The organism is Lentzea indica (assembly GCF_012184385.1).
GTDB classification, from domain to species: Bacteria; Actinomycetota; Actinomycetes; order Mycobacteriales; family Pseudonocardiaceae; genus Lentzea; species Lentzea indica.
On the sequence record NZ_VSRL01000067.1, the window covers coordinates 1 to 14,827 of the forward strand.

At 68.8% G+C, this 14,827-nt stretch carries 16 protein-coding genes and 1 pseudogene; 10 read left to right on the forward strand and 7 right to left on the reverse strand.

Features of this window, described 5'->3' with window-relative positions; all coding sequences use genetic code 11:
• The 9 genes and pseudogenes from FXN61_RS19730 to FXN61_RS19770 all read left to right on the forward strand — a co-directional run.
• Positions 1 to 638 (forward strand): annotated as a pseudogene (locus tag FXN61_RS19730) (RsmB/NOP family class I SAM-dependent RNA methyltransferase); the annotation flags it as partial.
• Positions 639 to 761: 123 nt separating this feature from the next.
• A complete protein-coding gene (locus tag FXN61_RS19735) occupies positions 762 to 1,259 on the forward strand; it encodes a flavoprotein (RefSeq protein WP_167975523.1) in 498 nt (165 codons plus the stop codon).
• A gap of 26 nt (positions 1,260 to 1,285) precedes the next feature.
• A complete protein-coding gene (gene rpe / locus FXN61_RS19740; protein WP_188135264.1) occupies positions 1,286 to 1,951 on the forward strand; it encodes a ribulose-phosphate 3-epimerase in 666 nt (221 codons plus the stop codon).
• A gap of 14 nt (positions 1,952 to 1,965) precedes the next feature.
• Entirely contained in the window at positions 1,966 to 2,949 is a 984-nt protein-coding gene (gene ribD / locus FXN61_RS19745; RefSeq protein ID WP_167975560.1) for a bifunctional diaminohydroxyphosphoribosylaminopyrimidine deaminase/5-amino-6-(5-phosphoribosylamino)uracil reductase RibD, read from the forward strand.
• An 8-nt stretch (positions 2,950 to 2,957) separates the two neighbouring features.
• Entirely contained in the window at positions 2,958 to 3,578 is a 621-nt protein-coding gene (locus tag FXN61_RS19750; RefSeq protein ID WP_167975525.1) for a riboflavin synthase, read from the forward strand.
• Positions 3,575 to 4,837 carry a bifunctional 3,4-dihydroxy-2-butanone-4-phosphate synthase/GTP cyclohydrolase II gene (locus FXN61_RS19755; RefSeq protein ID WP_167975526.1) on the forward strand — a complete coding sequence of 421 codons (1,263 nt, stop codon included), beginning with the start codon at positions 3,575 to 3,577 and terminating at the stop codon, positions 4,835 to 4,837. The genes FXN61_RS19750 and FXN61_RS19755 overlap by 4 nt, the downstream gene beginning before the upstream one ends.
• Positions 4,834 to 5,331, forward strand: a complete 498-nt coding sequence (ribH, locus tag FXN61_RS19760; protein WP_167975527.1) for a 6,7-dimethyl-8-ribityllumazine synthase — start codon at positions 4,834 to 4,836, stop codon at positions 5,329 to 5,331. The genes FXN61_RS19755 and ribH overlap by 4 nt, the downstream gene beginning before the upstream one ends.
• Positions 5,328 to 5,777, forward strand: coding sequence for a PH domain-containing protein (locus FXN61_RS19765; protein WP_167975528.1), 450 nt, complete (start codon positions 5,328 to 5,330; stop codon positions 5,775 to 5,777). The genes ribH and FXN61_RS19765 overlap by 4 nt, the downstream gene beginning before the upstream one ends.
• 29 nt (positions 5,778 to 5,806) lie before the next feature.
• A complete protein-coding gene (locus FXN61_RS19770; protein ID WP_167975529.1) occupies positions 5,807 to 6,454 on the forward strand; it encodes a dihydrofolate reductase family protein in 648 nt (215 codons plus the stop codon).
• Between the two features lie 9 nt (positions 6,455 to 6,463).
• On the opposite strand, the gene FXN61_RS19775 is transcribed toward FXN61_RS19770, so the two are convergent.
• The 6 genes from FXN61_RS19775 to FXN61_RS19800 form a co-directional block, all read right to left on the reverse strand.
• Positions 6,464 to 6,865, reverse strand: coding sequence for a VOC family protein (locus FXN61_RS19775; RefSeq protein ID WP_167975530.1), 402 nt, complete (start codon positions 6,863 to 6,865; stop codon positions 6,464 to 6,466).
• A 22-nt stretch (positions 6,866 to 6,887) separates the two neighbouring features.
• Positions 6,888 to 7,313 (reverse strand): DUF1761 domain-containing protein, encoded by a 426-nt coding sequence (locus tag FXN61_RS19780; protein WP_167975531.1) that lies wholly within the window; start codon positions 7,311 to 7,313, stop codon positions 6,888 to 6,890.
• Between the two features lie 98 nt (positions 7,314 to 7,411).
• Positions 7,412 to 7,837, reverse strand: coding sequence for a DUF1761 domain-containing protein (locus FXN61_RS19785; protein ID WP_167975532.1), 426 nt, complete (start codon positions 7,835 to 7,837; stop codon positions 7,412 to 7,414).
• Positions 7,838 to 7,924: 87 nt separating this feature from the next.
• Positions 7,925 to 9,379 (reverse strand): S8 family peptidase, encoded by a 1,455-nt coding sequence (locus FXN61_RS19790; RefSeq protein WP_167975533.1) that lies wholly within the window; start codon positions 9,377 to 9,379, stop codon positions 7,925 to 7,927.
• Between the two features lie 171 nt (positions 9,380 to 9,550).
• A complete protein-coding gene (locus FXN61_RS19795; RefSeq protein WP_312877862.1) occupies positions 9,551 to 12,367 on the reverse strand; it encodes an aconitate hydratase in 2,817 nt (938 codons plus the stop codon).
• 131 nt (positions 12,368 to 12,498) lie between these two features.
• Positions 12,499 to 13,362 (reverse strand): AraC family transcriptional regulator, encoded by an 864-nt coding sequence (locus FXN61_RS19800; RefSeq protein ID WP_167975535.1) that lies wholly within the window; start codon positions 13,360 to 13,362, stop codon positions 12,499 to 12,501.
• A 98-nt stretch (positions 13,363 to 13,460) separates the two neighbouring features.
• Between FXN61_RS19800 and FXN61_RS19805 the strand changes: the two genes are divergently transcribed.
• A complete protein-coding gene (locus tag FXN61_RS19805) occupies positions 13,461 to 14,105 on the forward strand; it encodes an alpha/beta fold hydrolase (RefSeq protein WP_167975536.1) in 645 nt (214 codons plus the stop codon).
• A gap of 7 nt (positions 14,106 to 14,112) precedes the next feature.
• Here the strand turns inward: FXN61_RS19805 and FXN61_RS52315 are convergent, their stop codons facing one another.
• Complete coding sequence (locus FXN61_RS52315; protein ID WP_246291778.1) at positions 14,113 to 14,796, reverse strand: hypothetical protein; 684 nt, start codon at positions 14,794 to 14,796, stop codon at positions 14,113 to 14,115.
• Positions 14,797 to 14,827: the final 31 nt, after the last annotated feature.

The following is a 14,827-nucleotide window of genomic DNA, read 5'->3' on the forward strand; positions in this document are numbered from 1 at the left end:
CGAACGTGCAGGACGAGGGCAGCCAGCTCTGCGCTCTCGCCGTGACGCGCGCGCCTCTGGACGGCACTGACGACCGCTGGCTGGACCTCTGCGCGGGCCCCGGCGGCAAGGCCGCCCTGCTGGGCGCACTGGTGGGCCTCGACGGCGGCGAGCTGATCGCCGTCGAGAAGGCACCCCACCGCGCCGAGCTCGTGCGCAAGATCACCTCAGGCCTGCCGGTGACCGTGCACGTGGCCGACGGCCGCGAGACCGACTTCCTGGAAGGGGCGTTCGACCGCGTGCTGGTCGACGCGCCCTGCACCGGTCTCGGTGCACTGCGCAGGCGCCCGGAGGCGCGGTGGAGGCGCCAGCCCACCGACGTCGCGACGCTCACGAAGCTGCAGCGCGAGCTGCTCACCGAGGCGTTGCGACTGGTGCGCCCTGGCGGCGTCGTGGGTTATGTCGTGTGCTCACCTCATCTCTCTGAGACCGTCGGGATCGTGACGGACGTCGTCCGGCGAACCGGAGCCGAGGTGCTGGACACGCGCGAGCTCTTTCCCGGAGTTCCGGACCTCGGGGACGGGCCGCACGTACAGCTCTGGCCGCACCTGCACGGAACCGATGCGATGTTCTGCGCGATGCTGCGACGCCCTGTTTGAGCGCTCGTGAACGACGGTAGTGACGGGGTCCGACAGTTCCGGGCCCCGTCGGCCGTCCTGGGGTGGAACGGGTTCGGGCTTCACCGGTTCGGGTGACGGCAGGCCCGACCTAAGATCGTTCACATGACACGTGGGCTGCTCGGACTGGTCGCATCAGGCTGCGGCGGCGTCGAAACCTGGTTCCGCACGGACCTCGCCGAGCCGGCAGCACAACGAGGCTGGCGTCTGGCCATCACCCTCACGCCGACGGTCGTCCCGTGGTTCGAGGAAGCGGGTGAGCTCGACAAGCTCCAGGCCCTCACCGACCTGGAAGTCCGGTGGAACCCGCGGCTGCCCAGCCAGCCCAAGCCCTACCCGACGCCCGATGCGTTCATCTTCGCCCCCGCCAGCGCGAACTCGGTGGCCAAGCTGGCTCTGGGCATCGGCGACAACCAGGCGCTGACCGCGGTGAACGAGGCGATCGGCGTCGAGAACTGCAAGGTCGTCGTCATGCCCCAGGCGAGCGCGGACAAGCGACGTCACCCCATGTGGGAGACGCACGTCACGACGCTCACCGGGGCGGGTGTCGTGGTGGTCACCGACGAGGCTCCCGGCAGGCTGCTCGACCTGCTGGACACCTAGACTTCACCCTTGTGGTCCACACGCCGATGATCGCCCCCAGCATCCTGTCAGCCGACTTCGCGCGTCTCGCCGACGAGCTCGCCGCGGTGCCGACGTCGGACTGGATCCACGTCGACGTCATGGACAACCACTTCGTGCCGAACCTGACCCTCGGCCTGCCGGTGGTGAAGTCGCTGCTCAAGGTGACCGACATCCCGATCGACTGCCACCTGATGATCGACGACCCCGACCGCTGGGCCATCGGGTACGCCGAGGCGGGTGCGTACAACGTGACCGTCCACGCCGAGGCGGCGAACGACCCGGTGAAGCTCGCCAAGGACCTGAAAGCGGCGGGGAGCAAGGCGGGCCTCAGCATCAAGCCCGGCACGCCCCTGGAGCCGTACGTCGAGGTGCTCAAGCACTACGACACGCTGCTGGTCATGTCGGTCGAACCGGGCTTCGGCGGGCAGAAGTTCATGGTGGACGTGCTGGAGAAGGTCAGGCAGGTCCGCCACCTCGTCGACACCGGGCACCTCAAGCTGCTCGTGGAGATCGACGGCGGCATCAACGCCGACACGATCGAGCAGGCCGCGCAGGCAGGGGTGGACTGCTTCGTCGCGGGTTCCGCCGTGTACGACGCCGCCGACCCGGGCAAGGCCGTCGAGGCACTGCGCGCCCAGGCGGCCCGCGCCCAGGCAGCCGGTACCACGTGACGCCGCAGGACGCGATGGTGCTCGCCATCGCGGAGAGCGAGCGGGTGCGGGGCACCACGAGCCCGAACCCGCCGGTCGGCTGCGTCATCCTCGACAGAAGCGGCAAGGCGGTCGGGTTCGGTGGCACGCAACCGCCTGGCGGTCCGCACGCCGAGATCATGGCCCTGAAGGAAGCGGGCACGAAAGCCCAGGGCGGCACCGCTGTGGTCACCCTCGAGCCGTGTTCGCACTACGGCCGTACGCCGCCGTGCACCGAGGCGCTCATCGAAGCCGGTATCAAGCACGTCATCCACGCCATCAGTGACCCGAACCCCGAGGCGGCGGGCGGCGTGGCAGTCCTCAACGAAGCAGGCGTCACGGTCGAGAGCGGCCTGATGCGGCACGAAGTCAGCCAAGGTCCCCTCAGGGCGTGGCTGCACTACGCGCGCACGGGACGCCCGCACGTCACGTGGAAGTACGCGGCCTCGCTCGACGGCCGGATCGCGGCGCGGGACGGCACCAGCCAGTGGATCAGCTCGGAGGCCTCCCGCAAGGAGGTTCACGACATGCGCGCGAAGCTGGACGCGATCATCGTCGGCACGAACACGGTCAAGAAGGACGACCCGGCGCTGACGGCGAGGGACGCCGACGGAATGCCGCTGCCCCACCAGCCGTTGCCCGTGGTGGTGGGCATGAGCGACCTGCCGGATGGAGCCAAACTCCAGCACACCGCGCTACACCTGCGCACGCACGATCCGGACGAGGTGCTGAGCGCGCTCGCCGAGCGGGGGGTGGTCGACGTGGTGCTGGAAGGCGGCCCCACCGTGGCCGGTGCGTTCTGGCGTGCCAGGAGGATCGACCGCGTGCTCGCTTACATCGCGCCGGCACTTCTCGGGGACGGTCCCGCGGCGGTGCTGGACGTGGGCGTGTCAACCATCACGGACGCTGTTCGGTTGACCGTGGAAGACGTCACCATGAGCGGACCGGACTTGCGGATCAGCGCGGTTCCGCAAAATTAGGAGGAGCGGTGTTCACCGGGATCGTCGAGGAACTCGGCCACGTCGTCGCGACGGAGGACCTGCCGGACGCGGCACGGATCCGCATCGCCGGGCCGATCGTGACCAGCGACGCGAAGCACGGCGACTCCATCGCGGTGAACGGCGTCTGCCTCACCGTCGTGGAAGTCGAGAACGACACCTTCACCGCTGACGTGATGCGCGAGACCCTCGTGCGCAGCAGCCTCACGAAGGTCGCCGAGGGCGACCGGGTCAACCTGGAGCGCGCGGCCGCGGTCGGCCAGCGCCTCGGCGGCCACATCGTGCAGGGTCACGTCGACGGCACGGGCACGATTCTCGCGCGGGAGAAGGCCGAGCACTGGGAGATGGTCCACATCGGACTGCCCCCGAGCCTGGCCCGCTACGTCGTGGAGAAGGGCTCGATCACGGTCGACGGTGTCTCGCTGACGGTCGTGACCGTCTCCGAGGACCAGTTCACCGTGAGCCTCATCCCGACCACGCTCGAGCTCACCACGCTCGGGCACCGCCTGCCGGGTGACCTGGTGAATCTGGAGGTCGACGTGCTGGCGAAGTACGTTGAACGACTGGCCATCCCGCACCTGCGGGCCATTGCGGGCGAGGAGGCCCAGTGAGCACCGAGTTCGCTGACATCGAGCGGGCGATCAAGGACATCGCCGCAGGGCGGCCCGTGGTCGTGGTGGACGACGAGGACCGCGAGAACGAGGGCGACCTGATCTTCGCCGCCGAGAAGGCGACGCCGGAGCTGCTCGCGTTCATGGTCCGCTACACGTCGGGCTACATCTGCGTGCCGCTGACCGAGGCGGACTGCGACCGGCTCGACCTGCCGCCGATGTTCCACACGAACCAGGACGCGCGCGGCACCGCGTACACGGTCACGGTGGACGCGCGCGAAGGCGTCAGCACCGGCATCTCGGCCGCTGACCGTGCCCGCACGATCCGGCTGCTCGCCGACCCGACCGCGAAGGCCAGCGACTTCAACCGCCCCGGCCACGTCGTCCCGTTGCGCGCCAAGGAGGGGGGCGTGCTGCGCCGCCCCGGTCACACCGAGGCCGCCGTCGACCTGTCGCGCCTCGCGGGACTGTCCCCGGCCGGTGTGCTCTGCGAGATCGTGTCGCAGAAGGACGAGGGCGACATGGCCCGCCGCGACGAACTGGAAGTGTTCGCCGCCGACCACGACCTCGCGCTGATCACGATCGCCGAGCTGATCGCGTACCGCCGCCGGGTCGAGACCCAGGTCGAACGCGTTGCGGAGGCACGGATCCCGACCGCGCACGGTGTGTTCACCGCCGTCGGCTACGACAGCCTGCTCGACGGCATCGAGCACGTCGCGCTCGTTTACGGCGAGATCGGCGACGGCGAGGACGTGCTGGTGCGCGTGCACTCCGAGTGCCTCACCGGCGACGTCTTCGCCTCGCTGCGGTGCGACTGCGGCCCGCAGCTGGACGCGGCGATGGAAGCCGTTGCGGCACAAGGACGTGGCGTCGTGCTGTACATGCGCGGCCACGAGGGCCGAGGCATCGGCCTGATGCACAAGCTGCAGGCCTACCAGCTGCAGGACGAGGGCGCGGACACCGTGGACGCGAACCTCGCACTGGGCGTGCCCGCCGACGCGCGCGACTACGGCACGGGCGCGCAGATCCTCGTGGACCTCGGCATCAAGTCCATGCGGCTGCTGACGAACAACCCGGCCAAGCGCGTCGGTCTGGAGGCCGGATACGGTCTGCGTGTGCTCGACCGGGTGCCGCTGCCGATCTCCCCGAACCCGGAGAACCTGCGGTACCTGCGCACCAAGCGCGACCGGATGGGCCACGAGCTGCACCAGCTGGAGCAGTACGAGGCCGTTGTTTCCGCTACGGAGGAACAGGAATGAGTGGCGAGGGCCGTCCAGAGCAGACCGCGCTCGACGGCAAGGGCCTGAGCGTCGCGATCGCCGCGACGCGCTGGCACACCAAGATCACCGACCAGCTCGTGGAGCGCGCTCTTGCCGCCGCTTCGGAGTCGGGTTGTGCCGACACGACAGTCGTTCGCGTCGCGGGTGCGATCGAGCTTCCCGTTGTGGTGCAGGAACTCGCGCGTCACCACGACGCGGTCGTCGCGCTGGGCGTGGTGATCCGCGGTGGCACCCCGCACTTCGAGTACGTGTGTGACTCGGTGACGGACGGGCTCACGCGCGTCGCTCTCGACGAGTCGACGCCGGTCGGCAACGGCGTGCTGACGTGCGACACCGAGGAGCAGGCGCTGGCGCGGGCCGGCCTGCCGGACTCGGTGGAGGACAAGGGTTACGAGGCGACCGTGGCCGCGATCGACACGGCACTGGTGCTGCGCGGCCTGCGTCAGCCCTGGACCGAGCGGGGGTTCGAGTGACCCCGGAACTGAACACCGTCGTGTTCCGCCCCAAGAAGATCCGCCGTGTCGCGTGGGCGTGCGCGATCGGCCTGATCGTGGTGTTCACGGTCGTCGGCCTGCTGCTGGGCAACACCCCGACCGGAGTGATCTTCCGGACCTCCGACCAGGTCGCGATGATCGTCCTGGGTTTCCTGCTGGCGGGTGGCGTGCTGCTGCTGACCCGTCCGCGCGTCACCGCGGACGCCTCGGGTGTCGACGTGCGCAACGTCGTGACGTCCCACCACTTCGACTGGAACGACGTGCTGTCGGTCAGCTTCCCGGACGGCGCCGCGTGGGCCCGCCTGGAGCTGCCGGAGGACGAGTACATCTCGGTCATGGCCGTGCAGGCCGTGGACCGCGAGTACGCCGTGTCGTCCGTGCGCGCGCTGCGGGAACTGCACAAGGCGGCGCAGAACCAGCGATGAGTTTCGCCGGCTGAGGGAGTCTTCACCCCATGACCCAACTGCTGCGAGTGCAGAACTTCATGGTCTCGAGTGACGGGATCGCCGCCGGCGAGGACCAGAGCTTCGAGAACCCCTTCGGCCTCGACGTCTCGCCCGAGCGGTTGTTCGCCTGGGCTGGCGCCACGGCGAGCTGGCCCAACCGCACCGATCCCGGTGGCAGCCGGGGCCTCGACGACTACTTCACGCGGGACTTCGCGCACAACATCGGTGCCGAGATCATGGGGCGCAACAAGTTCGGGCCCCAGCGCGGGCCGTGGACCGACCACGAGTGGCAGGGCTGGTGGGGTGACGAGCCGCCGTTCCACACCCCGGTGTTCGTCCTGACCCACCACGAACGCCCTTCCATCACGCTCTCCGACACCACGTTCCACTTCGTCGGCGGTGACCCGGCCGCGGTGCTCGAACAGGCACGGGAGGCGGCGCAGGGCAAGGACGTGCGACTCGGGGGAGGGGTCACCACCATCCGGCAGTTCCTCGACGCCGATCTCGTCGACACCCTCCACGTGGCGGTCTCGCCGCTGGAGCTGGGGTCCGGGCTGCGGCTCTGGGAGTCACCGGACGAGCTGCTCGACCGGTTCCACCTCGACGTGGTGCCCAGCCCGAGCGGCGTGACGCACCACCTGTTCTGGCGGAAGTAGGTCAGCCCGTCAGGGGTGGCCGGCCCGGTAGAACATCTCGAACTGGATGCCGTCCGGGTCCTTGAACGTCAGCACCGATCCGTAGTCGTGGTGCACCACCGGTGTGAAGGTGACGCCGTGCTCCTCGAAGTGGCGCTGCCAGACGTCGAGCTCGGCGGGGTCGTCGACCTTGAAGCCCATGTGGTCGAAGCCGGTGCGGGCCGGGTCGAACACCTCGCCCCGGTTCGCGTCGTGCTGCTGGAACTCGATGATCGTCGCGGTCGCCGGGTGGATGAGCAGGATCGCCCGCCACCCGTCGCCTCGTACCTGGTCGAGGTCCTTCATACCGAAGACCTGGCGCCACCACGTGGCGCTGCGTTCCGCGTCGCGGGCGGAGAACGAGATGTGGGAGACCTTCGAGAACGTCGGCATGCCTGACTCCTTCGCTCGCGGTTCAGCGCCAGAGACCCAGGATCGCGCCCGCGAGCGCGAGACCGACGATGTGATAGCCGGCCCCGATGGCCGCGAACGCCGTCGGCGCGGGCTTCGTCATGTCGAACATGCCGGTCACGAACATCACCGGGAGCGCGACGCCGACACCGACGATGATGCCGAGCAGGATTCCTTCCATGATGTTGTCGGTGTTCGAGGCCGCGGCGATCATCGCGGTGGCGAGCGTGGCGATGAAACAGGTGACGAGCGGGACGGCGTAAATGCCCACACCCGCGTTCTCCGGCGGGTTGAGGTCCCAGCCCGCGGCCCGCTGCCAGGCCTTGCCGAACGCGAACTCCGCGTACCACAACGCACCCAACGCGAAGTAGGCGATCGTGGCCACGATGACGGCCAACCAGTTGAGGTCGCCGAGCACGCTCAAGCTCATGTCGTCTCCCGCGGTGATCAGGGTGACTTGGCATCGCGAGCTGAACGTTCACCGTTACCGGTGGTTCGGGTCCGGACATAACGGTGACGGATGGATCGCTATTGCCAGAGCGCGAGAATGATGCTCGCCAGGAGCAGACCGACGAAGTGGTACCCGGCGCTGATCGCGACTGTGGTCATCGCCGCGGGTTTGGTCGAGTCGAACATGCCGGTGACCGCCAGGACGGAAGCGGACAGTCCGATGCCGACGACGATCGCGAGCACGATGCCCTCGCCGATGGTGTCGGTGCCGGTGGCCGCGGCGATCATCGCGGTGGCGAGCGTGGCGACGAAGCACGTGGCGAGCGGGACGACGTAGATGCCCACGCCCGCGCCTTCCGGTGCGTTGCCGTCCCAGCCCATGGCCTTCTGCCACGCCTTGCCGAAGAGGAACTCGGCGTACCAGAGCGCGCCGAGTCCGAAGTAGACGATGGTGGCGACGATGACGGCGAGCCAGTTCAGGTCGCCGAGGACGCTGAAGCTCATGATTCCTCCAGCTTGATCGCAGGTGCCGGGAATCGTAGATCCAACGAGGAAGGGCCGCTCACCGAAACCGATGAGCGGCCCCTAGAACTAGCTCACGGCCTTGAGGGCGTCGATCTCACCCGAGCCGTAGAAGCTGTTGTGCGCCGTTCCGCCCTGGCACGTCTGCGGTTCGCCGCTGTTCTGCGGGAAGGGCGCGTAGATCGACGTGTCCGGGCACGGGAGCGGGTTGGTCGCCTGCTGGAGCTTGGCGGCCGTACCCGCGCTGCCCTGCTTGCTCAGCAGCAGTGCGGCGACACCGGCCACGTGCGGCCCGGCCATCGAGGTGCCCTGCAGGTAGCAGTACGTCGCACCGGCGTCGACCACCTTGCGCGTGCACGGCCGGTAGCTCGGGTAGGTCGACAGCACGCGGCCGTTCGGCGCGGCCGGCGTGAGCTGCAGGATCGAGTCGCCGCCCGGCGCGGCCACGTCGGCGGTGGAGATGCCGTAGCTCGAGTAGAACGACTTGAGCCGCTTGTTGCCCGTCGCCGTCACGCCGACGACACCGGGGATCTCGACCGGGACGACCGCACAGGCGTTGGTGATCTCCCGTTCCTGCTCGTTGCCGGGCGGGTAGTCGGGGCTGATCACGTCGACGCGCGGGTGCGACAGGTCGGTGCTGTCGTTGCCCTGGGAAGCGACGACGACCACGCCCTTGGACTGCGCGTACCGGATCGCCCTGCGCTCGGCCTTCCAGATCGCGCGCTGTTCGGCGTCGTTGCGGCAGTTGAAGAGCCACGGGTCGGCGAAGTAGCTGTTGTTGGTGACGTTGATGCCGCGCGTGGCGGACCACATGTACGAGCAGATGACCATCTCCGGGAAGAAGAAGCCGTCGTCGTTGCTCGTCTTCACACCGGCGAGACGGACGTTCGGCGCCACGCCGACGATGCCGATGCCGTTCGCGGCCGCGGCGATGGTGCCGGCCGTGTGGGTGCCGTGACCGTTCTGGTCGTTGCCGGGCAGCAGCGGCGTCGGCGTCCCGCTCGAACAGTCCGCGCTGCGCGACGCGTCGTAGTTCGCCGCGAGGTCCGGGTGGGTGAAGTCGAGGCCGGTGTCGAGCGTGGCGACGACGATCTCCTTGCTGCCGGGCGTGACCTGGTGGGCCTGCGGCACGTTGATCTGCTGCATGTCCCACTGCAGGCCGGACAGCGAGTCGCCCCACGTGGCGGCGGCCGCGACGTCCTCGGCGCCACCGGACTGGTCGGGCGCGACCTGGACACCGAGCCCGGTCGTCGCGGCGACGCCCTCGACGTTGCCGTTCTGCTTCAGCGCGGAGGCGAAACCAGTGCTCGACGATCGGGCGATCACGACGCCGATCTGGCTGTGGTTCGCGACCACGGTGCCGCCGGCGCTCGCGATGGTGTTCGCTGCGTTCGACGACGAGGCGCCCTCGTGGTAGAGGACGACGTAGGTGGACTCCGTCGCGGCACCGGCCTGGATCACCGGGGCGACGCACAGAGCCGCCCCGAGACCGGCGGCGGCCAGCAGTGCTCGTGGACGATTCAACAAATGTCTCACCGCTTCCCGTAGTAAGGGTGTTCACGGAGACATCTGTGCAGGTCAGAAATTTGTTACAACACATGCACCGCGCATTCGTGCGATTACCGCAAGCGCAATTCTGTGAATGTGAAAGAAGGGCCGCCCACCGAGATGGACGGCCCTTCTTGATCGAAACTACTAGCTGCGGACCATCTTGCGCAGCACGTACTGCATGATGCCGCCGTTGCGGTAGTAGTCGGCCTCACCGGGCGTGTCGATGCGGACGACCGCGTCGAACTCGACCTTCGAGCCGTCGGCCTTCGTGGCGACCACGTGGACCGTCGACGGCGTGGTGCCGTTGTTCAGTTCCGTGACGCCGGTGAAGTCGAACGTCTCGGTGCCGTCCAGGCCCAGCGACGCGGCGTTCTCGCCCGCCGGGAACTGCAGCGGCAGCACGCCCATGCCGATCAGGTTCGAGCGGTGGATGCGCTCGAAGGACTCGGCGATGACCGCGCGGACGCCGAGCAGCGACGTGCCCTTGGCCGCCCAGTCACGCGACGAACCGGAGCCGTACTCCTTGCCAGCCAGTACGACCAGCGGGACGCCGGCCTCCGCGTACGCCACCGACGCGTCGTAGATGGTGGTCTGCGGGGCGTCGGCCTCGAGGAAGTTGCGGGTGAAGCCACCCTGGACGTCGTCGAGGAGCAGGTTGCGCAGGCGGATGTTCGCGAACGTGCCGCGGATCATCACCTCGTGGTTGCCGCGACGGGAGCCGTAGGAGTTGAAGTCCTTGCGCTCCACGCCGTGCTCGGTCAGGTACTTGCCCGCGGGCGAGTCGGCCTTGATCGAACCGGCGGGGGAGATGTGGTCCGTGGTGACCGAGTCGCCCAGCAGCGCGAGGACGCGGGCACCCGAGATCTCGGTGACCGGCTTCGGCTCCATCTCCATGCCCTCGAAGTACGGGGGCTTGCGGACGTAGGTGGACTCGGCGTCCCACTCGAACGTGTTGCCGGTCGGCGTGGGCAGCGACTGCCAGCGCTCGTCACCGGAGAACACGTTGGTGTAGCCCTTGGTGAAGCCCTCCGCGGAGATCGAGGTCGAGATGACCTCGGCGATCTCGGCCGGGGTCGGCCAGATCTCGGAGAGGTACACCGGCTTGCCGTCGGTGTCGATGCCGAGCGGCTCGGTGGTGATGTCCTTGTCCATCGAACCGGCCAGCGCGTACGCCACGACGAGCGGCGGCGACGCGAGGTAGTTCATCTTGATGTCCGGGTTGATCCGGCCCTCGAAGTTGCGGTTGCCGGACAGCACCGAGACGACGGCGAGGTCGCCCTGCTGCACGCCCGCGGAGATCTCCTCCTGCAGCGGGCCCGAGTTGCCGATGCACGTGGTGCAGCCGTAGCCGACCAGGTGGAAGCCGAGCTTCTCCAGGTACGGCATGAGGCCGGCGCGCTCGTAGTAGTCCATGACGACCTTCGAGCCCGGCGCCAGGGTCGTCTTGACCCACGGCTTGCGCTCGAGGCCGCGCTCGACGGCCTTCTTCGCGAGAAGGGCGGCGCCGAGCATCACCGACGGGTTCGAGGTGTTGGTGCACGACGTGATCGCGGCGATCGCGACGGCGCCGTGGTCCAGCTCGAACTCGTTGCCGTCGATGGAGACCTTGACCGGGTTCGAGACCCGGCCGGTGGCGCCCTCGGCGGCGGACTGGAAGACGGCGGGCGTGCCGGAGCCGTTGCCACCCTCGTGGATGGCGACCGGGTCGCTGGCCGGGAACGTCTCGTCGACGGCCTCGTCCACACCGGACAGCGCCGGGGACTCGACGTGGTCGACGTAGGCGCCCAGGGCCTGGCGGAACGACTCCTTGGCGTTGGTCAGCTCGATGCGGTCCTGCGGGCGCTTCGGGCCGGCGATGGACGGCACGATCGTCGCCAGGTCCAGCTCGAGCGTCTCGGAGTACACGGCCTCGCGGGACGGGTCGTGCCAGAGGCCCTGCTCCTTGGCGTAGGCCTCGACGAGCGCGATCTGCTCCTCGGAACGGCCGGTCAGGCGCAGGTAGTCGATGGTCTCGCCGTCGATCGGGAAGATGCCGACCGTGGAGCCGAACTCCGGCGACATGTTGCCGATCGTGGCGCGGTTCGCGAGCGGCACCGCGCCGACGCCCTCGCCGTAGAACTCGACGAACTTGCCGACGACGCCCTGCTTCCGCAGCATCTCGGTGATCGTCAGCACGAGGTCGGTGGCCGTGGCGCCCGCGGGCAGCTCACCGGAGAGCTTGAAGCCCACGACGCGCGGGATCAGCATGGAGACCGGCTGACCGAGCATCGCGGCCTCGGCCTCGATGCCGCCGACGCCCCAGCCCAGCACGCCGATGCCGTTGACCATCGTGGTGTGCGAGTCGGTGCCCACGAGGGTGTCCGGGTACGCCTGGCCGCCGCGGACCATGACGACACGAGCGAGGTGCTCGATGTTGACCTGGTGCACGATGCCGGTGCCGGGCGGGACGACCTTGAACTCGTCGAAAGCCGTCTGGCCCCAGCGCAGGAACTGGTAACGCTCCCTGTTGCGCTCGTACTCCAGGTCGACGTTCAGCTCGAACGCGTCGGGGCGGCCGAAGATGTCGGCGATGACCGAGTGGTCGATCACGAGCTCGGCCGGTGCGAGCGGGTTCACCTTCTCGGCGTCGCCGCCGAGCTGGGTGACGGCCTCGCGCATGGTCGCGAGGTCGACGACGCACGGCACACCGGTGAAGTCCTGCATCACGACGCGGGCAGGCGTGAACTGGATCTCGGTGCTGGGCTCGGCGGCGGGGTCCCAGTTGGCGAGCGCGCGCACGTGGTCGGCGGTGATGTTCGCGCCGTCCTCGGTCCGCAGCAGGTTCTCCAGCAGGATCTTCAGGCTGAACGGAAGACGCTCGGCGCCCTCCACGGCGCTCAGCCGGAACACCTCGTACGAGGCGTCGCCGACGTTGAGCGTGCCGCGGGCGCCGAAGCTGTCCTTGCTAGCTGGTGCAGTCACGTGCAACTCCATCTGGTGACAGCGCAATGGTCAGTTCGGGGTACGGGGAGAGTCTTCCTCACCGGGTCGACCACTGCCCCTCGACCCCAAACAGTACGCTTGTCCTGTAAGCCGGTTCAACCAAGGTTGCCCTAAGTCACCTGACGCCGGTATTCACCGGGCGCCTGTCCGGAGAACCTCTTGAACGCGGCGCTGAACGCGCTCTCGGTGCTGTACCCGGCGTTCGACGCGATGGTGGCGACCGTGTCGGTGGTGTCCCTGAGCCTGCGCGCGGCCGTCTGCATGCGCAGGCGGAGCAGGTAGTCGAGCGGTGTCATGCCCACGGTTTCCTTGAACCGCAAGAAGAACGTGGACCGCGACATCGCAGCGACGCCCGCCAGCTCGCTCACCGTCCATGGATGCTTCAGGTTGTCGTGCAACGCCTTGAGCGCTGGCCCGAGCTGGGGGTGCAGCGACGGGCTCAGCGCGTGGTCGCGCAGGACCTGGAGCAGCAGCACCTGGCTCAGCCGGTCGAGGATCATCCTGCTGCCACCGTCGATCTCGCTGGAGATCAGCTCGATGGTGGTCTGGGCCGTGCCGCTCCCGGTGCCGCGCACGTGGACGACGGGCGGCAGGACGCCGAGGAGCCGTGCGGCTTCGGGGTCGCAGGTGAAGCCCGCGCCGATCAAGGTCGTGTCGTGGCCCTCGCCGATCGTCCCGGTGTCGCGGGGTGTGCCGTTCTCGTCCTCGTAGATCGGGCCCGCGGGCACCGACGGCGTGTCCGGATCTCCGGCGATGCGGTACGGCCGCCGTCCCGCGATGACGTAGCAGTCGCCGTGCTCCGCCCAGAAACCCTCCTCGCCCACGACCACGTGCGCGCGGCCCTGGACGACCACTTCCACCCGCAGGTCCAGCCGCCCGGCGAAGTGCATCGCCCACCGTCCGCCCGCGTGCAGCGGCGTCGTCACCGCCCAGTTCACGCTCAGCGCCGACAGGACGTGCTCCAGCGGGTTCACCACTCGGACTCTCCCGACAGGACGGCGGACTCTCGACGATGGTCCCTGCTGATCTTGCCTGGTTAGCGTACGACCACACCGCTGAAGAGGAGATCTTGATGGACCGGGGGAACCTGTTGCTCGTGCACGGCGCCTGGCACGGGGCGTGGTGCTGGGACCGCCTCGTACCCGAGCTCGAAGCGAGGGGATGGGCGACGTCGGTGGTGGACCTGCCCGGCATCGGCATGTACGACGACGCGCGGGCGGTCCGGGAGGCGTTGGTGGACCTCGACGGGCCGGTGACCGTGCTGGCCCACTCGTACGCGGGCGTCCCCGTGGCGGAGGTCGCGGCGACCGTGCACTCCGTCACCGGGCTGGTCTACCTCGCGGCGCACATGCTCGAACCGGGCGAGTCCGTGGTGTCGGCTCTCGGAGGGCCCTGGTACCCGGAGGGAACGGAGCTGCTGGACGTGCCGGAGCCGGCCAGGGACCTGCTCTTCGCCGACTTGCCGGACGAGCTGGCCGCGTGGGCCGTCGAGAGGCTCCGGCCGCAGAACGCCGCTGTGTTCGAGCAGGAGCAGACCGAGGCGGCCTGGCGGAAGCTGCCGACCGCGGCGATCCTCTGCGAGGACGACCGGATCTTCCCCGCGATGTTCACCGAACGGGCGGCGCGGGCGGAGGTCGTGCGATACCTGCCCGGCGGCCACTCGCCGTTCCTGTCGCGGCCGCGTGAACTGGCCGAACTGATCTGTGAGCTCGCCTAGGGGCCCGTCATCCTGATTGGAACGGTTTCGGCAACGCATGGCGTCTCAACGACCGGGGCAGCGGCACGTCCTCGCCGGCCGGCGAGGTGCCGGGTACGACGGTCATCAGGCCGTCGGCCACCATCCGGCAGGCCTCGATCGTCACCGGGTAGACGCTGCGGCTCGATGCGAACGCGATGTCGCGGGTGGTGTGCCCGCCGGTGGCGTGCGTGAGGATCTCCTCGCGCAGCGAGCCGGGATCGCCCTGGGTGGAGCCGGGAGCGGGCGCGACGCGTTCGCGGTGGGGACAGAGCGGATGCTTCAATGCGAGCAGCGCGGTCATCCGGCGCGACGCCTCCTGCAGCAGGCGGACCGGCTCGATCGCGGCGCTCATCACGACGGCCGTGTTGAACGTTCGCGTGGTGAAAGCGCAGTCCTCGATGTCACCCGCGACCATGGTGAACGCTGCGTCGTGCGTTGCCATCATGGCGATGAGGTGCAGCTCGGTCTCGATTCGTCCCGTGCGCGATACCAAATCCGGTCCCGGTGCACCAGCGCTTTCCACGCAGATGACGCCGCCATCGCGCAGGTGGATTCTTCCGCCGGGATTTCCCGTGACGTGCAACGTGCCTGTGGCGCCTTCATCCCGTCTGGTCAACGCGCCCGCGAGCAGGTCGAAGGAGAATTGCGTACCGCTATTCAGGGTCGTCACCCGCATTCCGTCGAACTGAACTTGTGGCGAC